General features: G+C 67.1%; 25 protein-coding genes. 14 read left to right on the forward strand and 11 right to left on the reverse strand.

The annotated features are described in order from the left end of the window. Positions 1–21: 21 nt before the first annotated feature. Together ACERIM_RS08630 and ACERIM_RS08635 are read left to right on the forward strand one after the other, a co-directional pair. Complete coding sequence (locus tag ACERIM_RS08630) at positions 22–1,215, forward strand: anion permease (protein WP_373632108.1); 1,194 nt, start codon at positions 22–24, stop codon at positions 1,213–1,215. A gap of 49 nt (positions 1,216–1,264) precedes the next feature. Then, entirely contained in the window at positions 1,265–1,993 is a 729-nt protein-coding gene (locus tag ACERIM_RS08635) for a hypothetical protein (RefSeq protein ID WP_373632110.1), read from the forward strand. A gap of 48 nt (positions 1,994–2,041) precedes the next feature. Here ACERIM_RS08635 and ACERIM_RS08640 read toward each other — a convergent pair whose 3' ends face one another. Continuing rightward, a complete protein-coding gene (locus ACERIM_RS08640) occupies positions 2,042–3,445 on the reverse strand; it encodes a hemolysin family protein (protein WP_049965236.1) in 1,404 nt (467 codons plus the stop codon). A gap of 108 nt (positions 3,446–3,553) precedes the next feature. Here ACERIM_RS08640 and ACERIM_RS08645 point away from each other — a divergent pair, with 108 nt between their 5' ends. From ACERIM_RS08645 to ACERIM_RS08660, 4 genes are all read left to right on the forward strand, one after another. Next, positions 3,554–3,844, forward strand: coding sequence for a glutathione S-transferase N-terminal domain-containing protein (locus tag ACERIM_RS08645; protein ID WP_049905504.1), 291 nt, complete (start codon positions 3,554–3,556; stop codon positions 3,842–3,844). Next, positions 3,844–4,359, forward strand: a complete 516-nt coding sequence (locus ACERIM_RS08650) for a redoxin domain-containing protein (RefSeq protein ID WP_006648491.1) — start codon at positions 3,844–3,846, stop codon at positions 4,357–4,359. Before ACERIM_RS08645 ends, ACERIM_RS08650 begins: the two co-directional genes overlap by 1 nt. A 50-nt stretch (positions 4,360–4,409) precedes the next feature. Further along, positions 4,410–4,997, forward strand: coding sequence for an L-threonylcarbamoyladenylate synthase (locus tag ACERIM_RS08655; RefSeq protein WP_373632112.1), 588 nt, complete (start codon positions 4,410–4,412; stop codon positions 4,995–4,997). A gap of 151 nt (positions 4,998–5,148) precedes the next feature. Continuing rightward, the gene (locus tag ACERIM_RS08660) at positions 5,149–5,313 is read left to right on the forward strand and encodes a hypothetical protein (protein ID WP_373632114.1); all 165 of its coding nucleotides are present in this window, start codon (positions 5,149–5,151) and stop codon (positions 5,311–5,313) included. Between the two features lie 6 nt (positions 5,314–5,319). Here ACERIM_RS08660 and ACERIM_RS08665 read toward each other — a convergent pair whose 3' ends face one another. Both ACERIM_RS08665 and ACERIM_RS08670 read right to left on the reverse strand, forming a co-directional pair. After that, entirely contained in the window at positions 5,320–6,003 is a 684-nt protein-coding gene (locus ACERIM_RS08665) for a hypothetical protein (RefSeq protein WP_373632116.1), read from the reverse strand. Between the two features lie 159 nt (positions 6,004–6,162). Then, positions 6,163–6,753, reverse strand: a complete 591-nt coding sequence (locus ACERIM_RS08670) for a conditioned medium-induced protein 4 (protein ID WP_373632118.1) — start codon at positions 6,751–6,753, stop codon at positions 6,163–6,165. A 180-nt stretch (positions 6,754–6,933) separates the two neighbouring features. Here ACERIM_RS08670 and ACERIM_RS08675 point away from each other — a divergent pair, with 180 nt between their 5' ends. Then, entirely contained in the window at positions 6,934–9,120 is a 2,187-nt protein-coding gene (locus tag ACERIM_RS08675) for a heterodisulfide reductase-related iron-sulfur binding cluster (protein WP_049905485.1), read from the forward strand. Between the two features lie 154 nt (positions 9,121–9,274). Here ACERIM_RS08675 and ACERIM_RS08680 read toward each other — a convergent pair whose 3' ends face one another. The 6 genes from ACERIM_RS08680 to alaS all read right to left on the reverse strand — a co-directional run bounded on the left by ACERIM_RS08680 (position 9,275) and on the right by alaS (position 15,960). Beyond that, positions 9,275–9,727 (reverse strand): type II toxin-antitoxin system VapC family toxin, encoded by a 453-nt coding sequence (locus tag ACERIM_RS08680; RefSeq protein ID WP_049905484.1) that lies wholly within the window; start codon positions 9,725–9,727, stop codon positions 9,275–9,277. Continuing rightward, positions 9,724–10,002, reverse strand: a complete 279-nt coding sequence (locus ACERIM_RS08685; RefSeq protein ID WP_006648485.1) for a hypothetical protein — start codon at positions 10,000–10,002, stop codon at positions 9,724–9,726. The genes ACERIM_RS08680 and ACERIM_RS08685 overlap by 4 nt, the downstream gene beginning before the upstream one ends. A gap of 136 nt (positions 10,003–10,138) precedes the next feature. After that, positions 10,139–10,876: a type 1 glutamine amidotransferase gene (locus ACERIM_RS08690; protein WP_049965242.1), complete on the reverse strand. Its 738-nt coding sequence runs from the start codon at positions 10,874–10,876 to the stop codon at positions 10,139–10,141. A gap of 128 nt (positions 10,877–11,004) precedes the next feature. Further along, positions 11,005–12,258, reverse strand: a complete 1,254-nt coding sequence (locus ACERIM_RS08695) for a class I adenylate-forming enzyme family protein (RefSeq protein ID WP_373632120.1) — start codon at positions 12,256–12,258, stop codon at positions 11,005–11,007. A gap of 59 nt (positions 12,259–12,317) precedes the next feature. Next, positions 12,318–13,103 carry an alpha/beta fold hydrolase gene (locus tag ACERIM_RS08700; RefSeq protein WP_373632122.1) on the reverse strand — a complete coding sequence of 262 codons (786 nt, stop codon included), beginning with the start codon at positions 13,101–13,103 and terminating at the stop codon, positions 12,318–12,320. A gap of 79 nt (positions 13,104–13,182) precedes the next feature. Next, on the reverse strand, positions 13,183–15,960 hold the full coding sequence (gene alaS / locus ACERIM_RS08705; protein WP_373632123.1) for an alanine--tRNA ligase: 2,778 nt from the start codon (positions 15,958–15,960) through the stop codon (positions 13,183–13,185). A gap of 332 nt (positions 15,961–16,292) precedes the next feature. On the opposite strand from alaS, the gene ACERIM_RS08710 reads away from it, so the two are divergent. Genes ACERIM_RS08710 through ACERIM_RS08720 form a run of 3 tightly spaced genes read left to right on the forward strand, consistent with a single transcriptional unit; the run spans position 16,293 to position 19,798 of the window. Next, positions 16,293–16,949, forward strand: a complete 657-nt coding sequence (locus ACERIM_RS08710) for a twin-arginine translocation signal domain-containing protein (protein ID WP_006648480.1) — start codon at positions 16,293–16,295, stop codon at positions 16,947–16,949. Further along, positions 16,946–17,656 (forward strand): hypothetical protein, encoded by a 711-nt coding sequence (locus ACERIM_RS08715; protein ID WP_373632125.1) that lies wholly within the window; start codon positions 16,946–16,948, stop codon positions 17,654–17,656. The genes ACERIM_RS08710 and ACERIM_RS08715 overlap by 4 nt, the downstream gene beginning before the upstream one ends. 45 nt (positions 17,657–17,701) lie before the next feature. Beyond that, a complete protein-coding gene (locus ACERIM_RS08720) occupies positions 17,702–19,798 on the forward strand; it encodes a GAF domain-containing protein (RefSeq protein ID WP_373632127.1) in 2,097 nt (698 codons plus the stop codon). 9 nt (positions 19,799–19,807) lie between these two features. Here ACERIM_RS08720 and ACERIM_RS08725 read toward each other — a convergent pair whose 3' ends face one another. Continuing rightward, positions 19,808–20,800: a replication factor C small subunit gene (locus tag ACERIM_RS08725; protein ID WP_373632129.1), complete on the reverse strand. Its 993-nt coding sequence runs from the start codon at positions 20,798–20,800 to the stop codon at positions 19,808–19,810. Between the two features lie 130 nt (positions 20,801–20,930). Here ACERIM_RS08725 and ACERIM_RS08730 point away from each other — a divergent pair, with 130 nt between their 5' ends. The 4 genes from ACERIM_RS08730 (at position 20,931) to ACERIM_RS08745 (ending at position 23,214) form a co-directional block, all read left to right on the forward strand. After that, positions 20,931–22,028, forward strand: coding sequence for a polymer-forming cytoskeletal protein (locus ACERIM_RS08730; protein WP_373632131.1), 1,098 nt, complete (start codon positions 20,931–20,933; stop codon positions 22,026–22,028). Between the two features lie 82 nt (positions 22,029–22,110). Further along, positions 22,111–22,362, forward strand: a complete 252-nt coding sequence (locus ACERIM_RS08735) for a ubiquitin-like small modifier protein 2 (protein WP_373632133.1) — start codon at positions 22,111–22,113, stop codon at positions 22,360–22,362. Next, positions 22,363–22,785, forward strand: coding sequence for a GNAT family N-acetyltransferase (locus ACERIM_RS08740; protein WP_373632136.1), 423 nt, complete (start codon positions 22,363–22,365; stop codon positions 22,783–22,785). Positions 22,786–22,845: 60 nt separating this feature from the next. Next, the gene (locus tag ACERIM_RS08745) at positions 22,846–23,214 is read left to right on the forward strand and encodes a hypothetical protein (protein WP_006648473.1); all 369 of its coding nucleotides are present in this window, start codon (positions 22,846–22,848) and stop codon (positions 23,212–23,214) included. A gap of 41 nt (positions 23,215–23,255) precedes the next feature. Here ACERIM_RS08745 and ACERIM_RS08750 read toward each other — a convergent pair whose 3' ends face one another. Then, a complete protein-coding gene (locus ACERIM_RS08750) occupies positions 23,256–24,602 on the reverse strand; it encodes a tryptophanase (RefSeq protein WP_373632138.1) in 1,347 nt (448 codons plus the stop codon). Positions 24,603–24,693 lie beyond the last annotated feature (91 nt).

Below are 24,693 nucleotides of genomic sequence, written 5' to 3' on the forward strand. Positions count from 1 at the left end.
CCGCTAATAGGAAGCGAGTAGATGGTCGATATCGCCACGCTCGGGACCTTCGGCGTCGCTGCGATCGCGAGCCTCTTCATGGCGTGGGCGATCGGTGCCGGCTCGAGCGGGTCGACGCCGTTCGCGCCGGCGGTCGGTGCGAACGCGATTTCGGTGATGCGAGCGGGCTTTCTCGTCGGGCTGCTCGGCTTCTCCGGCGCAGTCTTGCAGGGTGCCAACGTCTCCGAGGCGGTGGGGACAGAACTGATTGGCGGCGTAACTCTCTCCTCGCTGGCCGCGACGCTGGCGCTGCTGATCGCGGCCGCCCTGGTTGCGATCGGGATCTTCACGGGATACCCGATCGCGACGGCGTTTACCGTCACGGGGGCAGTCATCGGCGTCGGCCTCGCGATGGGCGGCGATCCGGCGTGGGCGAAATACAGCGAGATCGCCACCCTGTGGGTTCTCACGCCGTTCGTCGGCGGCTCGATCGCCTACGCGGTCGCTCGAGCGCTACGCGCCGAGGTGGTCCCCGAGGAGTATCTCATCGTCGTGCTGGCCGCCGTGGTCGGCGCGATCGTCGCCAACATCGAGTTCGCGATCCTCGGTCCGGCGGACGCGGGCGGGCAATCGATCGCACAGGCCTCGAGCGTCTCGCTTCCCGGGCCGGCGATCGCCGGGACCGCCCTCGCAACGGCCGTGATCGCGGTGCTGTGGGCGGTCGCGATCGGGCTGGACCTCCGCAACGGCACCGAACGGGGCGAACGACACTTCCTGCTCGTCCTCGGCGGACTGGTGGCCTTTTCGGCCGGCGGCAGTCAGGTCGGGCTGGCGATCGGGCCGCTGATCCCGCTGTCGGGCGAACTCGATCTGCCCCTGCTCGCGATGCTGGTCGGTGGCGGGTTCGGCCTCCTGCTGGGGTCGTGGACCGGTGCGCCACGAATGATCAAGGCGATCTCGCAGGACTACTCCTCGCTGGGTCCGCGGCGGTCGATCGCCGCGCTCATTCCCTCGTTTATCATCGCCCAGACCGCCGTCTTCTACGGCATTCCGGTCTCGTTCAACGAGATCATCGTCAGCGCGATCATCGGGAGCGGCTACGCCGCGGCCGGCGCCGGCGGCGGCGTCAGCGCCCGCAAGATGGGCGTGACCGTCCTCGCGTGGATCGGGTCGCTGGCCGGCGCGATCACCGTCTCCTTTGTCGGCTACACCGCCGTCGCCGCGGTCCTGCTGTGAGCCGGCCGACATCGAACGGTCTTTACCCGACGGGTCGTGAGTCCGACGTATGGACGAGGACGCCGTCGACGTCACCGATGCCGACGACGAGACGATCCAGTGGCGTCGTGACGCCAGTACCTCACGTACCGTCCGACTGCTGTGGACGTTCGGCGTCGGCACCTTTTTCGCCGCGATCCTGACGGTCGTCTGCTGGCGGCTCTACAGGCTCGCCGGCGAGGCAGCCGGCGGGACCGGCCACACCGTCGTCGTCGCGCTCATCGCAGCCATCGCCGCGACCGTCCTCGCGGTCGCCGCCTCGAGCGACACCGAACGTCACCTCGAGCGACTCCCGGTCGACGTCCCCGGCGAGAAGCGACTGGACCGCGCGGTCGACGCGGCCGTCGGGACCGTCGTAATGGGGGGTGTCATCGGCCTGTTGATGGGGGTCGGGCGGTACGTCTCGCAAAACGAACTGTTGGCCGTCGGTGCCAGTCCCTTTACCTTCGTCGCGGCGGCATCGGTTCCGCTCGCGCTCGTCGCGCTCGTTCTCGCGTCGTTTCTCCAGTCGGTCGGCAGGCTCGATCCCGAGGAGCGAACGATCTATCTCTACGAACCCGAACAGGTGATCGATCTCGCAGTCATCGAAGCGGTTTCGATCCGCCGCCTCGGCGACGCGGCCGTCCTCTCGCTGACGTACGCCCAGCCGGACGGGCAGTACGTGCAGGGACCCCGTCGAATCGTCGTCCCGCCGGCGGTCGCACGCGATGTCGCCGCACTCGTCGGTTCGGAGAGCTGATCCGGCCCGCGGTCGCGCTCGATCGACAGGAAGTAGTGACCCGGCGGGCTACTCGTGGTCGTTGTCGGCCTCGAGCGGCGCTGCGTCGTCGGGTTCCGGTTCGTCGTCGTCCGGCTGCTCGAGTTTCGTGAGTCGGGCTTTCAGGATGCGGGTGTTCTCGACGGTCTCGACGGTGATACGGACGCCGTCGTAGGTGATCTCCTCACCCTCCTCGACGAGCCGGCCGGCACGGTTGAAGATGAAGCCGGCGATGGTCTCGAACTCCTGTCCCTCGGGGAGTTCGATGTCCAGCGCTTCGTTGACGTCCTCGATGTTGACCTCACCGCGGACGAGGACGGTGTCGTCGGCGATCTCCTCGATGGGCTGTTCCTCGCCGCCCTCCAAGATCTCGCCGATGATCTCCTCGATCATGTCCTCCATCGTCACCAGCCCCTCGGTGGTGCCGAACTCGTCGATGACGATGGCCATGTGCATCCGGTTTTCCCGCATCTCGGTCAACAGTTCGTCGACGTTTTTCGACTCGGGAACGTGTAGCGTCGGCTGGATGAGATCCGCTAGCTCGAGTTCGTCGTTTGCCGCCTCGCCGTAGTTCAGGTCCCGGACGAGATCGCGGATGTGGACGACGCCTTGCACGTTGTCGAGGCTGCCCTCGTAGACCGGGATGCGGGCGTGACCGCTCTGGATACAGGTCTCGATGGCCTCGTCGATCGGGGCGTCTTTCGGCACCGCCGTCATGTCGAGTCGCGGGGTCATCACCTCCTTGACGATGGTGTTGTTAAAGCGGAAGATCCGCGTGAGCATCTCGTGTTCCTCCTCCTCCAGGACGCCCTCGCGCTCGCCGGACTCGATCATCTCTTGGATCTCGTCGCGGGTGACGTAGGGCGACTCGATCGCGCCCGTCGAGCCGATGAGGCGGTTGATTTGGCGGGTGAGGTAATCGAAGAGGACGATCAGGGGAAAGAGTAGGTACTCGGTGAGCTTCAGCGGTTTCGAGATGCGGACCGACCACGACTCGGTGTTCTCCACGGCGTAGGACTTGGGGACGCTCTCGCCGAACAGGAGGACGATCGCCGTCACGCCGAACGTCGACAGCACGACCGGCACCAGCCCCGACTCGAAGTACAGGCCGAGCAGCGCCGTCGCGATCGACGACATCGCGATGTTGACGAGGTTGTTGCCGACCAGAATCGTCACGAGCAGCCGGTGGGGATCGTCTTTGAGCGACTTCACCAGCTCCGCGCCGGTGATCTCTTCCTCTAACATCCCCTCGAGACGGTGTTTCGGGAGGTTGAACATCGCGATCTCCGAGGAGGAGAAAAACGCCGACAGGGCGACGAGAACGACGATCACGAGTGCGCCGAGGGCCGCCACTATCGACTGATCGAACTCGACGCCCACGACCGGCAGCTCGTAGGCAACCATCGGGACCGCAAGCGACGGAGACAACGCCATTGATGTACAGCCTAATAGCCGGATCGGTTAACCGTTTCCCATTTTACAATGACGGCCATCGCCGCCGCCGACGACACGTTTACCCGGCTGTTTCCCCTATACGCGACGATGAGCGACACCGACGACCGACAGATCACGTTCTACCGGCTCCAAGGCTGTCCGTTCTGCGAGCGAGTCGCGCGGCTCCTCGAGGAGTACGAGCTGGGCTATCGCTCGCGGTTCGTCGAACCGATGCACTCCGAGCGAGACGTCGTCAAACGCGTCGCCGGCGTCCGGACCGTCCCCGTCGTCGTCGACGAGAACACCGGCGTCACGATGGCCGAAAGCGCCAACATCGTCGACTACCTCGAGTCGACCTACGGCGAGGGAGCCGCGGCGACGGCCGGAGGTGACGACTGATGCCGGAGTTCGATGTCGTCGAGTTGGGGCCGGCGGATCACCCCGAACCCGGCGCGGACGCACCCGACTTCACCCGACCGCTGGTCACCGACGAGTTCTGGGAGGACCGGACGCTGTCGGAGATCGTCGCCGAGACTGACGGCCCGACGATCCTCGTGTTCACGCCGATGACCGGCTCGTTCCTCGCCAAGTACGTCTGGGACGAACTGACGGAGCGAAACTGGGACGACCGCGCCGGCCGCGTCGTCGGCCTCACGGCCTCGACACCCTACGGCGTCAAACGATTCCTCGGGGACAACGACTACCCCTTCACGTTCTTTAGCGACCCGAGCAACGAAGTCGCCGCGTCCTACGGCATCGCCCACGACCTCGACGGCATGACCGGCCTCGGCGAACCCCGCGTCGCCTTCTTCGCGCTCGCGGCCGACCGCACGATCGAGGGCGCGTGGGTCGCCACTGAGTGGCCCGACTTCCCCGACTACGACGCCCTCGAGGCCGAACTCGGCCTCGAGTGACCGGCGCTGAGCGACAGGTTTTTGCCCGAGATCCGCCGAGTTCGACCCGAATGAGCGAGTACGACCGCGCAGCCGAGGCGATCGAGGAGGGGAAACTCGTCGTCTACCCGACGGAGACGGTCTACGGCCTCGCCGCGGACGCCCTCTCGCCCGCCGCCGTCGAGCGGGTCTTCGAGGTGAAAAGCCGGGACCGATCGAAGCCGGTCTCCATGGCGGTGCCGTCGGTCCCGTCAGCGCTACAGCACGTCCGCGCGACCGAGCGGGAACGGCAGTTCATGGGCACGTTTCTCCCCGGCCCCGTGACGGTCCTCTGTCGGCGACGCGAGAGGGTTCCAGACGAACTCACGGCTGGCCAGGACCGCGTCGGGATCCGGGTCCCGGACCACGCGGTCGCGTTGCGACTCTGTGAGCGGGCCGGGACGCCGATTACGTCGACCAGCGCGAACGTCAGCGGCCGCGAGAGCGCACGCCGGATCGACGACCTCGATCCGGAAATCCGCGAGGCCGCGGCCGTCGTCCTCGACAGCGGCGAGACCGATGGCGGGACCGAGAGTACCGTCGTCGACGTCTCGAGCGGAACGATCCACCGCCGCGGTGCGATGGCCGACGAGATCGAGGCCTGGCTCGAGCGACACTGAACCGCAGCAGCCGTGGCTGCCGGTCGCTCCGAACACGTCGCTGCTGCCCCCTTTGACAACGAAACCCACATACGACAACGGTCCGACGTGTTTCCGTACGCCGCCCATGAGCAGTCAGCCCATTACCGACTCGTGGTTTCGGACGCGGTCAGTGCTATGGCACCTCCTCACCGTGACGGTCCCCGGCGGTGTGTACGCCGGCAGCCAGATCGTGATCGGCGGGCAGTCGCCCGAGAGCGCGGTGCCCATCGGCATCGTCTTCGGGCTCGTCTTCGCCGTCACGACCGCGGTCCTGAAACACGTACTGGCACGGTAGCCGAGCCTACAGCCCCAGCAGCGATCGAAGCGTCCGCGTCTTGACTCCACACTCGGCCGCGAACTCACAGGACTCACATTTCGAGCGATTGGTCGTCCGCGGGGGCGGACCGTCAAGCTCACGGACCGCCCGCAACGCGCTTCTGTAGGTCGCTTTCCGGCGGGTCGTCATGTCGACCGAGCGGATCACGCCATGGGCGGGATACTCGAGCCAGGCCCGTTTGACCGTCGTCCCGTGTTCCCAGGCGACTGCCTTCGCGGCCGCGACCGCCTGGACCGACTGGGACTCCCAGACGCCGTTCTCGGGGGGTTCCCCCGAAGACACCAGCACCGGCTCGAGCGGGTCGGAAAGGACCTTGTGAACGATCCCGCGACAGTGGCGGCCGGTCGCGAACACGTCGCGGTCGCGCGGGTCTCGAAGCCGGTCCCACTGCCCGCTCTCCGCGAGCCGGTCCCGGGTCGCTGCCAGCCGGTCGCGGTACCGGACCGACGGGACGGCGATCGGTTCGTCCTCGAGATCTCCCGGTGGGGCCGCGAGCAGCGATTCGTAGCGGGGCTCGAGCGCCCGGATCGAGTCGACTTCGGGCGGTGGCTCGCGCTCCTCGGCCGGCAGTCGCTGCTGATAGTAGCACTTTCGAGGGCAGTAGGCGGCGGTCCGCAGGTCGCTGAACGAGACGGGAGAGTGGGTCACGCCCCGTCTGGCCGCGGCTTCGTATAAGAAGTCTCGCCGGAAACGGCGGTGCAATCGGTCGTGCCGAGCGTGAGCGGAGCGAGCGCTCGGCCTTTTTCATCGAAGTTTTTGCGCCGAGTGGTTCGCCTGCGGCGAACCCGAGGCGCAAAAAGTTCGGTTCTAGAACTCCACGTCCGTCTCCATCCCCTCAGTGGCGTCCTCGAGGCCGTCCTCGCGGAGGTCGGAGGCCATGCGTTCGGAGAGGTCGGCGTCCGAGAGGACACTATCGAACTCGTCGCGGTAGCGGTCGTTCGCCGTCCGAGACTGGTCGTCCGCCTCGGCGACACGGCGGTACCGACGGATCCGATCCTCGCTGACGCCGTACTCCGCCGCCAGCGTCGCGTCGTCCTCGCCGCGATCGCGAATCGCCGCGAGGTCGACTTCGTCGGCGTCGTCCTCGTCCACGAGATGCAGCGACATGCGGGCCTCGAAGATCGCGTCTACATCGACGCCGAGTTCGTCGGCGATCTCGTCGTCGCTCCGAGCGTCGTAGAAGGCTCTGGCGACCGTTATCAACTCCTCGTCTGCGAGGGGCGTCTCGAACTCGTAGCGCTCGCGCATCTGCTGGACGACGCTCTCGAGGCGTTCCTGATCGGTCCGTTCGTCCCGCTCTAAGGAGCCGCGGGTGTCTTCTTGGGATTCGGTGACGGTCTCCTCGCCGTCGGTGACGTCGGTGAAGATGTCCCGGAGTTCCTCGGTTTTGTCGTTCATGGGTGGACACTCCCGACGGGCGGCTATTTAAGCCTGTTGCCAGATAGGTTGGGCGGGCGAAACGAACATGGACGACTATTATAAACTCGAAATAGTAGGAAAATTTTCGCAAGACGGCGTCGGGGTTGCCTTCGATCGAGTGTGGCAAGAATTAAGTTACCGCCCTCCCCGTCATTGGATATGCATGCACTAGCACAGTCAGACGTGGCGAGGGAGACGTACTGGGGTATCACCAGCGTCGAGTACGCGACGTTTTACTTCCTCGCGTTTACCGCCATCGCCGTCTTCACCTACGGCGTCTATCGGCGGTTCGCCCGCTACTCGCAGGGCGACGACGACTCCTTCGCGCGTCTGAACGACCTGCCGAACCGCATCGTGAGCTCGGCCAAGATCGTGCTCTCGAACGAGAAGCAGTTCAACAGGGACCTCTACGGCGGCCTGATGCACTCGTTTATCCTGTGGGGATTCCTGACGCTGTTTATCGCGACGCTGATCCTGATGGCCGAGGAGTACGCCGCCCAGAAGATCCTTCACATGTCGTTCTGGGACGGTGACTTCTATCTCGCCTACCAGTTCATGGTCGACGCGCTGGGGCTGCTGTTCGTCGTCGGCATCGGGATGGCGATGTATCGGCGCTACTGGGTGCGCAACCACCGTCTCTGGGGCCGACACACCTCCAACGAGGACGATATCTTCATCTGGACGCTGTTCGCGCTGGGCATCGGCGGCTTCCTGCTCGAGGGGCTGCGCGTCTACAGCGCCGGGATTCCGGACCACGAGGTCGTCAGTTTCGTCGCCTACGGAATGGCGCTTGGCTTCGACGCCGTCGGGCTCCCGACGATGGGCGCCGAGCAGGCCGGACTGAACGGGGCCGGCTTCAACGTCGAGAACCTCCACTGGCTCGCGTGGTGGTCCCACTCGCTGATCGCCTTCTTCTTCATCGCGTGGATTCCCTACGCCAAGCCGTTCCACATGATCTCCTCGTTTGCAAACGTCGTCACGCGCGACGAGAAAGCAGGCAAGCGCCTGCCCAACGTCCCCTCGGACCTGGACGCGACCAACGCCGAGTCCATCGACGACTTCACCTGGAAGGAGATCCTCGACCAGGACGCCTGTACCAAATGCGGTCGCTGTTCGTCGGTCTGTCCGGCCAAGGCCTCCGACCGGCCGCTCGACCCGCGGAACGTCATCCTCGACCTGAAGTCCTACCGGGAGGATCTCGAGGCCGGCGGGGAGGAGAAACCGATCATCGCCGACGGCGGTACCTCGGTGATCAACTCCGAGACGATGGACTCCTGTATGGCCTGTATGGCCTGTATGGACGCTTGCCCCGTCGAGATCGAACACCTCAAGAGCTTCACCCGGCTCAACCGCCAGCAGACCGATCAGGGCGACGTCTCCTCGAGCATGCAGGACGTCTTCCAGAACGTCATGCAGAACGGCAACACCTTCGGTGACTCGCCACGCAATCGCGGCGACTGGACCGAGGACCTCGAGTTCGACGTCACCGACGCCCGCGAGGAAGAAGTCGACTACCTCTGGTACGTCGGCGACTTCCCGAGCTACGACGAGCGCAACAAGCAGGTCGCCCGCTCGCTGGCGACGATTCTGAAGGAGGCCGACGTCAGCTTCGGCATCCTCTTCGACGACGAGAAGTTCGACGGCAACGACATCCGGCGGGTCGGCGAGGAACTGCTCTACGTCGAACTGGCCGGCCACCACGTCGAGACGTGGGAGGACTGTGAGTTCGACAAGATCGTCTGTACGGACCCCCACTCCTACAACACCTTCAAGAACGAGTACCCGGAACTCAACTTCGACGAGTTCTCGGACGATCCGATGATGCCCTTCGAGTACGACGAGCAGTGGAACGACGACGGCGAGATCGACGTCTACCACTGGACCCAGGCCGTCGAGGAGCTCGTCGAGGACGGCAAACTCGACCTGGACGGGACCGAACTCGACTACACGGTCACCTACCACGACCCGTGTCATCTGGGTCGATACAACGACGAGTACGAGGCCCCGCGCGAACTCATCAAGGCGACCGGCTGTACGCTCGACGAGATGCCGCGCAACCGCAGCAACTCCTTCTGCTGTGGTGGTGGCGGTGGCGGCCTCTGGATGGACTTCGAGGAAGAGCCAAAGCCAAGCGAGGAACGCATTCGAGAGGCACTCGAGGACACCGACGCCGGCAGCGGGATCGAGAAGTTCGTCGTCGCCTGTCCGATGTGTATGACGATGTACGAGGACGGCCGCAAGACCGGCGACTTCGAGGACGAGATCGAGATCGTCGACGTGGCCGAACTCATCGTCGAGGCCATCGGCAAGGCAGACGAAGCGAAGGTCGAAGTCGCCGCGGACTGATTGGCACTCCGGTCGGTCCGGTAGCCGACGAATCGGATTCGTTTTGCGGATCGGTCGAACGGGAGAATTCGAACGGTTGTACTGCTATAGTAGCCGCTGAAAGTCATTGCACACCTGATCGCACGACAGCGTTGCGATCAGCGTGTAAATCGTTTCAACGGCTACTATAGTCGTCGCCGATTATCGTCGGATCGATCCGATCGACGAGGCCGTCGAAGTCGTCGTCGAAGCTGAGAACGGAATCGATACCGTCCCGCTCAACGATCGCGATCGTGTTCGCGTCCGTGAAACTAAGCGAATGATCCCGATAGTTCTCGAACGTTTCGAGCGTCTCCTCGAACAGTTCCGGTGTCGTCTGCTGTAGTTCGATCCGATCCGGGTATCCACCACGACCGAGGATTCGCCGTCCGATAGTCCACGCGGCGTCGTAGCTACCCGTTCGTTTCCGGGTAAGCGTGATCGCTTCGTCGATCACGTAGTCGCTCGTGTATGGACGGCCGAGACTGCCTGCGAGGACTGTCTGCATTGCATTGGCTGCCGCTTCATGCCTCGCTGCGGCACGATCGTGCTGCGCGAAGAAAACACCAGTGTCGATAAATACGCTCATTCGCCGTACAGAACCTCATCGATGTCTTCTTCCGTCGTCTCGACACCTGAGTCGACGGTTCCGGACAGCCACCGATCGATCTCGTCCTCCGACAGTGGCTCGAAATCGTCCCGATACGAGTCGATTATCTCGTCTTTCGATTCGTACGTGTTCGTAACGATCCGTTCGAGGAGGTCCTGTTGAGTCACGTTCGTTCCCGTCTCGAGGCGAATCTCTGCTTGAAGTTCCTCGAGGTACGATTTCGTGACATCCGTGACCTTGATCGAGGTACTCATATGCGCTAGTAGCGGACTCCACTGAGAAAACTGTTCTCCCGCTACGAGCAATGTCTTCCGACGGGCGAATTCAGAACGTTACAGTCGCTATCGAATGCCGTTCGAGCAGATAGCAATCGGAGGGGGAACCGGCTAGTCAGTCGGAGCGACCGGCTCGAGTCGCAGTCCGATTGTCGGTCCCGGAATCGACACCGTCCGCGCGCACCTCGCGAACGAACTCGAGGAAGTTGTCGAAGACGAGTTTCGCTTCGCTGGCCTGCCGGTAGTTCTCCGCGGTGATCTCGGCGAGGATCGACTCGCGGCGCTCATCGGAGAGGTCCTTGCGGTGGACGAGTTCGCGGGCGGTTTTCGCGTCGTACTCGGGGTGGAACTGGACGCCGAAGACGCGGCCCGTGCGGAAGCCGTGGTTCGAGTAGTCGTTTTCGGCGAGGGGGTCGGCACCGGGCGGGAGAGTAGTAACCGCGTCGGAGTGGCTGGTAAAGGACAGGAAGGTCTCGTCGATGCCGTCGAACAGCCGCGAGTCGCCGGTGTGTTCGATCTCGCTGTAGCCGACCTCGTAGACGCCCATGTCTTCGACGGTGCCCCCGAGGACGTCGGCGAGCAGCTGGTGGCCCCAACAGACCCCGAGGAAGGGGATCCCGCGATCGATCGCCTCGCCGACCCACTCCTTGACGGGCCGCATCCAGTCGTCGTCCCAGTAGACCGACGAGCGGGAGCCGGTAACGACGGCACCGTCGTAGTCGAAGTCGTCGGGGACTGTACCGTCGGTGGCGTCGAACTCCGCCAGCGAGGCGTCGAGTTCCCGTCGGAAGTTCCGCGTCGTGTTCTCGTCCCGGTGAGCCGCGTTCAGGACGGCGATTCGGGGTTTACTCATTACGCCATACTGCCCACTGGACAAGAATAGGTGTTCCGCCCGATGCCGTGGTTGCCGCAACTGCCGACGGCCAGCGCCGCGCCTCGAGCGCCGACGGAATCGAACTCGGTCACGCTCGCGACTGCGACTCATCGCAGGTAGTAGGTCCCCGCTTCGTCCCGCCGGAACCGGTCGCCCGTATCGAACCAGCCGTCGGCGATCCAACCGCGGTCGCCGGCGTTGTCCCCGGTACGCTCGAGTGCGGTCGGCTCGTCCCGCTGTTCGTCGGCGGTTCCGGCAGCGTTTACGTAACCGTCGGCCACCACCGGCCCCGAGAGTTGGAGGCGGCCGTCGGCCGCTCCCTCGAGGACCGTCCCCTCGTCGTCGACCAGCCGGGCACGACAGTCCGGAACCGGACGGCCGACCGGTGACCCCTCGGACTCGTCGACACGGGTGTCGCCGACGAACCCCTCGCTCAGGGCCGTCGGACACTCGAGGCGGCCGTAGACCCGTGCGACCGGCACATCCCGATCTCGGTAGGCCCGGACCACAGCCCCGTCGTCCGGCGCTTCGCAGACCGCACGCTCGAGCCGGTCGGCGGCGGCGTCGAAGCCGGTTTCGGCTGCGATATCGCGGAGGACCGTCGCTCGGCCGGGCAACAGCGTCGCTCCCTCCTCGGCGATCGCGGTCGCGGCGTCGCCGGGGTCGAAGGCCCGATCGAGCAGGAGCGTTCCGCCGACGTACAACACCGACAGCGCGACGCGGACGAGCCCGTCCGGCGCGGCCAGCGGCGTCGTGAGGGGAACGACGTCGTTCGCGGCCAGTCCCCACGCGGCGACGGCCGTCCGGCAGTTGCGCTCGAGGGTCTCGCTCGCATAGCCCGCGACCGGTCGACCTGACTGGCCATGGAGGGCGAGCAGCGGAGCGTCGCCCGGCCGGCGATCGTCGACTTCGACACCGGCGCGATCCGTCTCGGACAGTTCCGCAAGCGTCACCGATCGGTCGAACGGGATCGACCGCACTAGATCGCGCTGGGCCGCTTCCGCGACGACGATCTCGGGCTCGAGGACATCGAAGGGACGCTCGACGGAGGCGGGCGTCAGCAGATGGGAAACCGGCGCGAGCGTCGCCCCGAGCCGTCGACAGGCGAAAAACAGCCCCAGCGTCGCGACCCGGTTTCGGGTGACGAGACAGACCGTATCGCCGGGTCCGATCCCGAGCGTGGCGAGCCGTTCGGCGGTTCGGTCCGTGATCGCCGACAGCGCTCCGTAGGAAACCCGGTCCTCGTGAATCGTCTCCGCGGGCGCGTACAGCCGATCCTCGGAGATGTCGACGACCGCCGTCCGATCCGGGAAGCGGTCCGCCCGGCGGGCCAGCGAGAGGGTCACGGCGGTCGCTTCCACGCTCGCATACGTAGTATGGCGGGGGTCAGTCGCAAGCACTCCCCGCGTCGGCCGAGCCGTTACGTGGATTCATCCGTCCGATCCGCGAGAAAGCCCAGCAGGAGATCGTTGACCGTCCGCGAGCGCTCGATGAAACAGAGATGCCCCGCGCCCTCGAGGTTGCGGAACTCCCCGCGGGGCAGTCCCCGCGCCAACGCCGTCCCGGCCGCCGGCGACACGAGTTCGTCCGCGCCGCCGTGGATCACCCGCGTGGGCTGGGTCACCTCGACCAGCCAGTCGGTCGCGTCGAACCCCTCGAGCGCCGCGACCTGTGCCTCCCAGCCGTCCCGTTCGGCGTCGCCGTCGGCCCGCCAGTCGACGATCCCCTCGAGTGCGTCGGGTTGGGCCTCGCGGAAGTCCGTCGAGAGGCCGGCCGTGAGCGACTCCCGAAGCGCGTCACGGTCGTCCGGCGGGGCAAAGAGCGGTTCGAGGTCGAACGCCTCGCCCTCGGCCGCCGTTCCGAACAGCGTCAACGTCGCGACGCGACTCGAGTCTCGAGCGGCACGAAGTGCGATCGCACCGCCGAGCCCGCAGCCGACGAGATGTGCGTTCGGAATCCCGCAGTCGGCCAGCACCGCCTCGAGGTCGGCGGCGAGCGTCTCGAGGTCGTAGGGACCGGGCGGTGCATCCGAGCGACCCGTCCCACGGAGATCCCAGACGACGGCCTCGTGGGGGCCGGCGACGGCGGCGTGTTGCCAGCCCCACAGCCAGCCGCCGAGGCCGGCCCCGGGGACGAAGACGACGGGCGCGCCCTCGCCCGCACGGTCGTAGTACAGCGAGACGGAGCCGTTCGTTGCGGTCGGCATGAGAGAATCGACGGGGCGGCGGTGAAAGAAGGGGACGGTTTCGACTCGAGCGGGAGATCGAACGGCGTCGAACCGCCGATCAGGCGTTCAAGATCTGGCGCAACACGTCGGGGGCGTCCTCGAGCGCGTCGTCGAGGTCCTCGACGTTGGGGCCGCCGCCCTGTGCGAAGTCCGGTGGGCCGCCGCCGCCGCCGCCGACCTTGGCTGCGAGTTCGCCGACGACCTCGCCGGCGTTGACGCCCACGTCGTCGGGGACGGCGACGACGAACTGGGCACCGCTCTCGCCGCTGCCGAGGACGGCAATCTTGCCGTCCTCGACGAGGGCGTTGGCGGTCGCGCGGAGTTCGTCCATGTCGGCGTCGATGCGGTCGACGACGGCGGTCGTCTCGCCGACCTCGACCTCCTCGCCGCCGCCACCGCCGCCGGCGCGGGCCGCGGCGAGCTGTTCGGTCAGGTCCTCGATCTCCTTGCCTCGAGCTTTCCACTCCTCGAAGAATCGCTCGGCGGTCTCGGGGACGTCCTCGGGGGAGACGTCGAGGGTTTCGGCGGCCTCGTAGAGGGCGTCCTCCTTCGCTTGCGTGGCCTCGATGGCGGCCTCGCCGGCCGCGAAGGTGATCCGCTCGACGCCGTCTTGGACGCGCTCGGTCGAGAGGACCTTGATCGTGCCGATGTCGCCGGTGCGGGCGACGTGGGTCCCGCCGCAGGCCTGGACGTCCTCGTCGACGGTGATCAGCCGGATCTGCTCGCCCGGCGGGATCCCGCCCTGATAGAGGTCGAAGCCGTGTTCGGCCTCGGCGTCGTGGCGGTCGGGCCACTCCTGTGTGACCTGCGTGTTGTCCATGACGATCTCGTTTGCCAGGGACTCGATCTCCTTGACGTCCGCCCGGGAGATCCGGTCGTAGTGGCGGACGTCGATCCGCGAGGAGTCGACCCCCTTCTGTGCGCCGGCCTGGCGGATGTGTTCACCGAGTACCTGCCGGGCGGCGTGGATGACGATGTGGGTCGCCGTGTGGTGGCGCATGAGCTGACGGCGACGACCGCCGTCGACCTGCCCGTTGACGAACTCGCCCTTGCCGGGGCTCTCGTCGGTCCGGTGGAGGATCACTCCGTCCTCGATCTGGACGTCTTCGACCTCGACGGTGGTGTCGTCGGTCGAGAGTGTCCCCGTGTCCGCGGGCTGGCCACCGCCCTCGGGGTAGAACATCGTCTGATCGAGGACGACGTCGTAGCCCTCCTCGCGCTCGAAGACGTCCAGCACGACCGCCTCGAACTGGGTGCGCCCCTGATCGTCGTAGTAGAGCTTGTCCGTCTCGGGGAGGTCGGCGAAACGTTCGTCTTCCTCGTCTTCGGCCTCCGCAACGACCTCGGGCGTATCGTGGCGCTTCGCGACGAGGCTGTAGAAGTCGTCGGGGATCTCGACGTCAGCCCCCGACTCCGCGGCGATCTCCGCGACCATGTCCGGCTGGATACCGTGGGAGTCGTAGAGTTCGATCAATTCGTCGGTCGGGATCGGCTCGTCTTTCTTCGCGTACTCCTCGGCCAGCGTCTCGACCCGGCGGCCGCCCCGTTCGAGCGTCTCGCGGTACTTCTCGACCTCGGTGCGGACGATGTCCCGGATCGTGTCGCGGTTCTCGTACTCGAGGCGCTCGGCCTGCATGTCGACGAGTTCGTCCAGCGGCGCGTCGACGCCGACCGTGTCACAGAGCCGTTTGGTGCGACGAAGCACCATCCGCGCGAGGTAGCCGGTACCGACGTTCGAGGGGACGATGCCGTCGCCGAGCATGTACGCCAGCGTGCGGCAGTGGTCGGCGATCGCGTAGATGTCCTCGAGCGGCTCCATCAGTTCCTCGAGGGTGTCGACGTCGACGTCGAGTTCGGCCGCGATCTCGCCGCGGGCGGTCTCCATGTCCTCGGCCTCGTCGATGTCCATGTGGCCCGCGAGTTTCGCGGCCCGATGGATCAGTGCCTCCTGCTCGTCGGTGTGGTCGAGGCCGGCGTTGTCCTTCAAAAAGGCGATCATGTCGGGGTAGACCGCCTCGTAGACGGTCGGGGTCCCCTGTGAGACCCAGGTCCAGCGCTCGAGGCCGTAGCCCGTGTCGACGATGTAGGTGTCCATCGGGCTGTAGCGGTTCCCGTCTTTCATCTCGTACTCGCCGTCCGGGTCCTGTTCCATCGACATGAAGACCAGCGTGGCGAGTTCGACGCCGCGGTAGATGACCTCGATGGCGGGGCCGGCGTTGCCGCCGCCGACCCACGGGTCCTCGATGTAAATGACTTCCTCGAGGTCGACGCCCATCGAGTCGAAGAAGCCGTCACAGAGTTCGACGGTGCGGTCCTTCCAGTAGACCTCGCCGTGGTAGGCGTACTCGTCTTCCTCGACCTCCTCGCGCGTGTTGAACGCGTGATGGGCCATCATCTCGAAGGCCATCGTGTGTCGCCCGGTCTTGCCGACGTTGTCGATGTCCTGCATCCGGATGCAGGGCTGGGAGACCGTCAGCGGGTTCGCGGGCGGGGGCGTCTCGCCGCTGGTCACCAGCGGCTGGAAATCGTAGATCGACGCCTGAGTCAGCAAGACGTCGTCTCGCCAGCGGTTCGCCGCGACCGGGTAGGGATCGATTCGCTCGTGGTCGTGGTCCTCGAAGTAAGAGAGAAAGGCCTCGCGCATCCCCGAGAGGTCGTACGACTCCTCGAAGCCGGAGTTGTCGATGAAGCCGTACTCCTCGCAGGGTGGTTCACCGCAGGTCTCCCTGGCGTGATCGCGCGTCCAGAAGTGCGCGCCACACTCCGGGCACTCCTTGCGCTCGAACCCTTCCTCCTCGAAGTACTCGAGGCGGTATTCCGCCGCCAGTTCGCTCATTACGCGTCTATTGGCCCTGCAGCGCGTAAAACAGTTCCGCAACCCCGCCGCCCGCCAGCGAGCGGGGCGAACGTGATCGGGAACGTAACGGCCGGACACGGATGTCGACCGACGACGATCAGGCGTGAGAGTCCCGAAAGGGACCGCCGCTGCGCGTTATTGTCCACGTGTCAAATTGGAAAACTAATAAATAAGATCTTGTTGAACTGGTGACCAATGAGACAGGGTCAGCGGAACCGAGGCGAACGACGAGCGATCGGCGACGACGGCGGAGAGCGCCCGCCGTCGACTCCGGGTTCGGGAGTCGGACGCCAGCGACGGCGGAGGTAACCGTGTCGACGCGACGGGACTTCCTCGGGAAGTTCGGGCTGGCCGGCGTCGGAACGGTCGTCGGAGCGGCGCTGCTCCCGTCGCCGCCGGACGCGACCGACTCGAGCGGGACGGTCGAGGCCGCCGAACCGCCCGCGGAAGCCGGCGACTGGGTCGACGACCCGATCACCGACGAGGACGAGACACCGATCGGCCGCTACCACTACGAGCCGACGCTCGACGGCTACCGGGCGACCGCCCCGTTCAACGTCGTCGTCCTCCCGGCTGCAGAGGGCGAGAGCGGCCTCGAGCGGATCATGTCCGTCCTCGTCGACGAGGGGTGGGTCCGCAACCCCGAAGAGTACACCCGGTACGCCTGGGATCGGACGACCGAGGAGTACGTCCGTCAGGAGGCGACGGCCGCCCAGACCTACTACGGGATCAACGGGCGGCGACACGTCCGGTGCTGGTCGTTCGAGGGCGTCGTCTCGATGCAGGCCCACGAGGACACCCCCGCCCGGCCGACACACGGGGTCACGTCCTACCTGCGCGGCCGGGAGACGATGGAACGGATCTTCGCCGACGAGGGGTGGCGCGTCTCCCCGCGCGCGATCGACCTGCGAAACGAGACGGAGCCCGACCACGACGGGCTCGCGACCGTCATCGCGGAGGAGCCATGAGTCCCGGCACGGACGGCCGGCACTCGCCGGGCGCGGCCACGTCGATCGGTGCCGCGCTCGAGCATCCCCTCGTCGGCCGCTATCGGCGACGGACGGCGCTGACGATTGCGTATCTGGGCGGACTGGTCGCGATGTTCGCCGGGAGCTACCTCGGGGCGCGAGTGAGCGTCGGCGGCGACGTCCTCGACACCGTCTCGACGACGGGGTTCGACGCGCTCAGCATGGTCTTTATCGCGCTCGTCACGCTCACGCTGCTGGTCGTTCCCGTCTGCTATGCGCTCTGGAACGGCGGTCCCGGACTGGCCGCGCTCCTCCCGCTGGTCCCGGTCGCACTCGGCGACCTCGTCGTCGGGAGCTACGTCCTCGATCTCGATCTCGCGACCGGGCTGACCGTCGGTGCGAGCGCGGCCGCGCTCGCGCTCGTCGCGGCGGACGCCCGGCGAGCGGGCTCGCTGCGGTTCTGGGAGGCCCCGATCGACGACGACGGCTTGCTGTTCGTCACCGCCGTGTCGCTCGTCGGCGCGTTCGGCGTGGCCCGGTTCGTCGCCGCCGTACCCGCATACGTCTACGAGTGGTACGCGCCCTTCGGCGCCCTCTGGCTCGTCCCTGCGGTCGTCGTCGGGAGCTACTGGCTCCGCCGGCTCCGGTCGGCGTGGCGTTCCCGATCGACGGCCGCCGCTCTGACGACCCGGCTCACCGGTCGATAGCGACGACAGAACTTTATCCCGCCGGTCCAGTCACGTCGGACAGACGTGAGCCGCGACGGCACACCCCCTTCGGCGACCTCGCGACCCCGAACGGTTCTCTACGTGGCCGACACCGAACGGGCCGCCAGCGACGGTGCCGCCGCGCTCGAGGCCGTCGAGTCGGGGCCGACGCGGTCGGTCCACGCCGTGACGACGGTCGAGCGGGTTCGCAACTGGGCGGCCGAAGCCGACTGCGTCGTCTTCGCCGAGACGCCGACGACGGCGGCGGGAGCGACGCTGCTCGAGGTCGTCGACGCCTGCGGGGAAACGCCGCTGGTCCTCTTTACCGAGTCGTCGTACGCGCCGACGGCCGCCCGATCGACCGACGGGATCGACGGCTACGTTCGCCGGGACACCGACGACGCCGTTTCGCATCTCGCCGACGAGATCGAGTGGGTCTGTGCGGTGGCCGGGACCGTGGCCGACGGGCCGGAACGAGAGCCCGAGTCCGAACCCGATGCGATCGCGCTGGCCGGCGACCGGGCGCCGTCGACCGACCGGGCGGCCGAGCGACTGCTCGAGGCGGTCCCCGAGCTGGCCGCCTGTCGCGACCGCGACCGGCTCTTCGAGCTGGTCGTCGAGACGGTCGCAGACGCCCTCGAGCGGGATCGCTGCTGGCTGTCGACGGTCAACTTCGGGACGTTCGAGCCACGGGTGACGACATCGGCGGTCGGGACCGACGAGCTATCGCCGCTTCCCCGCGAGGGACCGCTCGAGGGCATCCTGCAGTCCGGCGAGGCGCTTCGGATCGACGACCTCGCCGCCGACGATCGGCTGACCGCCCCGCTCGCGGACGCGGCGTCGCTGTGTTGTGTCCCCGTCGGCGACGTCGGCCTGCTCTGTGTCGCCGCCGCCGAGCCTGACGCGTTCGACGAGGCCGACTGCGAGGTCCTCTCGGCGTGGTGTCGGGCCGCCGGCGCGGTCCGCGAGCGGATCGACGACGAAACGGGTCGCCGACGCGAGCGGGACCGCCTCGAGAACCAACGGGATCGATTCCGGAGCGAGCGGGATCGACTCGCCGAGGAACGCGACCGACTCGAAGACGAACGCGATCGCTTCCGGGCGCTGTTCGCGAACGTCCCGGAGCCGACAGTCCGTTATGAGACCGACGACGGCCAGCCGGTCGTCCGAGATGTCAACACGGCGTTCCACGAGGTGTTCGACGTCGATCCCGAGTCGATTACGGGGACGCCGGTCGGCGAAGACGCCGTCCCGCCGGGACTCGAACACCGACAGACCGCACTGGCGGACGCGCTCCGGTCGGGCGAGCGTCGCCAGCTCGTCAGCCGCCGGGAGTCGGTCGAGGGAGTCCGGGAGTTCCTGCTGACGCTGGTCCCCGTCGAGACCGACCCGGAGCGGGACGATCACAACCCCGAGGGGCTGATCGTCTACAGCGACGTTACCGCGGCAAACCGAACCGAGCGGGAACTGGCCGCCGCGCGGGCACGCCTCGAGACGATCGCGGACCTGGTCGACGACGACGTTCGAACGCCGCTGAACGTCGCCCGGGGCTACCTCGAACTCGCGGCCGAGACCGGCGACCCCGACCACTTCGCGGAGGTCGACGAGGCACAGGAACTGCTGCGGGAACGGATCGACGAACTGGCCGCGATCGCCCGCGAGGACGACGTCCTCGTCGAGACCGAACCCGTCGCGGTCCACGACGTCGCCCGGCGGGCCTGGGTCGCCGTCGACACCGGCGACGCGCGGCTCGTGACGCAGGCGCCAAACGACCGCGTCCTCGAGGCGGACAAGGCGCGGCTCCGGGAGCTGTTCGAACACGTGCTGGCGGCCGTTATCGACGAGGAGGGTAACGCCGAGGGCGACGACCACACCGGCGAGACGCCGCCGGTCGTCACCGTCGGCGCGACCGACGACGGGTTCTACGTCGCCCGACGGGCCGGCGAGGACGCCGAACCGGGGAGCCCGGCGACGGAGCCCGTGCCCGGCCAGTTGGCCGCCGCCGACGGCACCGGGTACGGGCTCGGCACCGTCGAACGGATCGCCGACGCCCACGGCTGGGACGTCGGCGTCGCCGAGGACGGCGACCGCATCGCTTTCGCTTTCCGGGGCGTCGACTCGGCCGACGACGGACCCGCGTAGAAAAGCGCGTTAGGGCTCGTTCTCGAGGGCCAGCGACGCCAGCATCGCCTCGAGTTGCAGCCGTTCGTTCGCTCCTTCCGTGATCCGGTAATCGACCTCGCCGAGTCGCTCGAGCAGGCGCACGGTCGCCCGCTCGGGGACGTCGAACTCCCACGCGGAACGGTGCAGTTGGTCGATCACGTCGCCGCCGGCCAGCCCGCGCTCGGTCAGGAGGTCCTCGAGGGCGGCGCGGGCAGCGGTGAAGTCGCCGTCGATGGCGTGTTCGACCATCGCCTCGACCTCCTCGGGGCGGGCGGTGGCGGTGATCGCGAAGACCGTCTCCTCGTCGACGGTCTCGCCCATCACGGCGGCGGCCTGCAGCCCGTTGATCGCCTTCCGCATGTCGCCGTCGGCCGCGAAGACTAGCGCGTCGACCCCGTCGTCGGTGACGTCGATCCCCTCGTTCGCGGCGATCTCACGAACCTGTGCCTCGATGGCGTCTTCCGTGAGTTCGGTAAACCGGAAGACGGCACACCGCGACTGAATGGGGTCGATGATCTGACTCGAGTAGTTACACGAGAGGATGAAGCGGGTGTTGTTCGAGAACTGCTCCATCGTCCGCCGGAGCGCGGACTGGGCGTCGGAGGTCAGCGCGTCGGCCTCGTCGAGGAAGATGATTCGATGCGAGTAACCGCCGAACGAAGAACGTGCGAAGTCCTTGATGCGGTCGCGGACGACGTCGATCCCGCGCTGATCGGAGGCGTTCAGCTCGAGGAAGTTCTCGCGCCAGTCGTCGCCGTAGACCTCGCGGGCGATGGCCTGTGCGGCCGTGGTCTTTCCCGTACCCGCAGGACCGGCGAAAAGAAGATGGGGGAGGTCGTCCTGCTCGACGTAGTTCTCGAGTCGCGGGACGATATCCGTGTGGCCCTTGATATCGGCGAGCAGTTCTGGCCGGTACTTCTCGATCCAGACCTCCGTCTTCCCGGGGGTGGGCTCCGCCGCCTCGGCGTCGGCCTCGCTCATACCGGTCGAAGGTGCGGACGCAAGATAAATCGCCCGAAGGGAGTTCTCGCATCTCGAGCCGACAACGGAACCGGCATGGGTATTGATACCTCATAACACGTTTTTCTATTTGCTCGTGGTCGGGAGGCGTATGCAGGGAGAGCGCTACGGTTCACGGCTCCTCGTCGCGATGCTAGTCACAATCGTGATCATCGGCATCGGTCCGCTGACGGTCGCCGCCCAGTCGAACGGCCAGACCGGCGGCACCGTCGTCGTCGAGGAGGACGAAACGGTCGACAGCCTCGAGGCGTTCGGGGGCAGCGTCGTCGTTCGGGGAACCGTCACCGGCGACGTCAGTGCCGTGGGCGGTGACGTCCGGATCGAACGCACCGGCGAGGTCGGCGGCGACCTCGAGACGGCCGGCGGGAGCGTGACGATCGCGGGTACCGTCGATGGCGACGTCGATGCCGGCGCGGGGAGTCTGACGATCACCGAAGACGGAACCGTCGGCGGGACCCTCACGGCCGGCGTCGGGACCGCGACGATCGACGGCACGATCGAGGGCGACGCCGAGATCGGGGCCGATACCATCCGGCTGGGCGAGACGGCGTCGATCGCCGGGGATCTGCGGTACGACGGCGACCTCGAGGGCAACACCGACGCGGTCGGGGGCGAAATCGTGCAGGACGCCTCGCTGGGAGTTGACGTCGCGCCGACGATCCAGCCGTTCGCGTCGTGGTTGTTCACGGCCTACGCCTTCGCCGTGAACCTGTTGCTGGGCGCGCTCTTGCTCGGGCTGTTCCCGCGGTTCTCCGACGGCGTGGCCGACCGCGTCGCAAGCGGTCCGCTCCGGTCGGGGCTGGTCGGGCTGGCCGCCTTCATCGGGATTCCCGTCCTCCTGATCGCGCTCGCGATCAGCATCGTCGGCCTCCCACTGGCGTTCGTCGGCGGCTTCGCGTTCGCCCTGCTGCTATGGGTCGGAGTCATCTACGGTCGCTTTGCCATCGCCGCCTGGGTCCTGTCGCTCGTCGGGCTCGGGAACCGCTGGCTCGCACTCATCGTCGGGCTGGTCGCCGGGGCGCTCCTCTCGCGGCTGCCGGTGCCGATCGTCGGCGAGGTGATCGGACTGGTCGTCCTCCTGCTCGGGCTCGGTGGACTCGTTCGCGGCCTCGTCGGCCACTGGCGGACCGCACGGGATCGCGACCGCGAGCGGCCGGCTCCCGGCTCCGACGAACCGACCGTGGACTGACGGCGGCCGACGAGACGGGGTCGGCCCCGCCGCCATCGACTGCGAGCGACGCGCTCAAGAACGCCCCGTTGCAAGTGGGGGTATGCAGGTCACCGTCGACGTCAAGGGCGAGGACACCTACGAGTTCGATCTCGAGGCGGTCGCGGGAGCCGACGCCGGCGGGGTCGACGGCCGCGATGCCGAGCCGCCGACCTACGCCGATCTTCTCCGCGAGATCGACCTGAGTCCCCACGAGGTGAGCGTCCTCATCGACGGCCGTCCGGTGCCCGAGGATCGACCGGTCGAGAGCGAGCAGGTGACCGTGCTGCGGCTCATCAAGGGCGGCAGCCGGTAGATGTTCGTCCGTCCCGCGACCCCCGAGGAGTCCCTCGACGTACGGCGGATCCTCGACGCCGCCATGCTCGAGCCCGGCGACGTCGAAGCCCGGATCGAAAACGGCGACGTCCTCGTGGCTGGCGACCGGCGCGACGGAAGCGCCGACGGAACGGCTGGAACCGACCGGATCCTCGGCACCGTCGTCCTCGAGCCCCTCCCGGACGAGCGGGGTGCCCACGTCGCGTCGATCGGCGTTCGCCGTCGCCACCGCGATCGGGGGCTCGGGTCGGCCCTGATCGATCGCGCCTTGGAGCGCGAGCGCCGGCTCACGGCCCGATTCGACGACAGCGTCCGACCGTTCTACGAGCGACTGGGGTTTACGATCGAGGCGATCGACGACCGGCGACACCGCGGCGTCGCGGTACAGGGAGACGACGATTGACCGAGACCCGTCGCCTGCCGGCCCAGCTTTATCCCGACGGAACGTGGTAGCCACCGTCGCATGGCGCTCCAACGGCTGCTCAGCGGTGATCCGTCGAAGAGTTCGAAGGTCTATCTGGCGATCGGTGCGCTCTCGCTGGCGAAAGCGATCGCCGTCCGCAACGACCGGGAGCGGTTCCGACGCGAGCTACGCGACGCCGGCCTGTTCCTCGGCGTCGGGCTGGCGCTGCGCCGGTTCGGCAAGATGCGGGCCCAGAAGCGCCGGGAACTCGAGTCACAGGTCCCCGACTGGGCGATCGAGTTGGCGACCTCCGAGCCGGCAAAGCAGGGCGTGCGAAACGTCGCGAAACAGCGTCTCGGGCGTGTGTCGGAACCGCAAGCGGAACCGAGCCTGAAGGATCGAGCCCAGCGCGTCCTCTCGAGTCGCTGATTGCCCAGTACAGCGACCGTCTCGAGCGATCGGTCGCGTTCTCACGACGGGATCGGCTCGAGGCTGGCAGTGAAGTGACGCAGTTCGCGGTTTTCGGGCTCGGACGTGATCTCGAGTCCGTCGACCGCTTCGCGCTTCTCGAGGACGGTCGCGGCGGTCTCGGCGACGTGTTCGAAGTGTTCCGCGTGGTACGTACGGCGCGGGACAGCGAGGCGGACCAGTTCCGGTCGGTCGGTGTCGGGGAACGCGAAGCTCCCGAGTTCGACCCCGCGGACGCCGCCCTCGCGATACAGTTCACAGACCAGGGCCTGACCGGGGAACTCGTCGTCGGAGAGGTGGGGAAGCGCCGCGCCGGCGTCGAGGTAGACGGCGTGACCGCCGGGCGGCGTGTAGATCGGGACGCCCGCGTCCTCGAGTAGATCCGCGAACGCGCGGACACCGTCGAGGCGGTCGTCGACGTAGGCCGCTTCGACGGCCTCGCGAAGGCCGGTAGCCATCGCGGCGAGGTCCCGTCCGGACATCCCGCCGTACGTGGGAAAGCCCTCGTAGAGGATCGCTCGCTGCTTGCACCGCTCGAACAGCGCCTCGTTGTCGGTCGCGACGAAGCCGCCCGCGTTGGCGAGCCCGTCTTTCTTGCCGCTCATGACGATCGCGTCGGCGTAGCCGAGTTGCTCGCGGGCGATCTCGTCGATGTCGGCGCCGGCGAACTCGTCCTCGCGGCGGCGAACGAAGCCGGCATTCTCGGCGAACCGGCAGGCGTCGACGACGAACGTCGCGCCGATCTCGTCGGCGAACGCCCGCACCCGACGGGTGTTCTCGACCGAGACCGGCTGGCCCGCCGTCGAGTTGTTCGTGATCGTCAGAATCACCAACGGTACGCGCTCAGCGCCCACTTCGTCGACGATCGAGCGGGCCCGCTCGAGCGAGAAGTTGCCCTTGAACGGCTCGTCAGACGTGAGGTCGTGGGCTCCTTCGACGGGACAGTCGACCGGGTCGGCCCCCTGATTCGCGACGTGGGCCCGCGTCGTATCGAAGTGCGTGTTGTTGAGCGCGACGTCGCCCTCCTCGAGAAGGGCGCCGTAGAGGACGTTCTCCGCGCCGCGGCCCTGGTGGGTCGGGACGACGCACTCGAATCCCATCACGTCTCGAACGGCGGACTCGAGGTCGTCGAAGCTCCGCGACCCCGCGTAGGACTCGTCACCGCGCAACAGGGCGGCCCACTGGGCGTCACTCATCGCACCGGTGCCGCTGTCGGTCAGGAGATCGACGAAGACGTCCTCGGCATCGAGATCGAAGACGTTGTAGCCGGCCTCGGCGAGCGCTCGTTCACGTCGGTCTCGAGAGGGGAGCCGGATCCGTTCGACGACTTTCGACTTGTAGGCGACCATACGGCAACGAGGACGGCGCGCGTGTTCAGTCTAGTTGCGGCTCCGTGTCCATCGATGGCGCGAACCGTCCGTTGCAGGATGGATCGGCTCA

It is taken from the genome of Natrinema sp. H-ect1 (assembly GCF_041821105.1).
In the GTDB taxonomy this organism is placed as follows: Archaea; Halobacteriota; Halobacteria; order Halobacteriales; family Natrialbaceae; genus Natrinema; species Natrinema thermotolerans.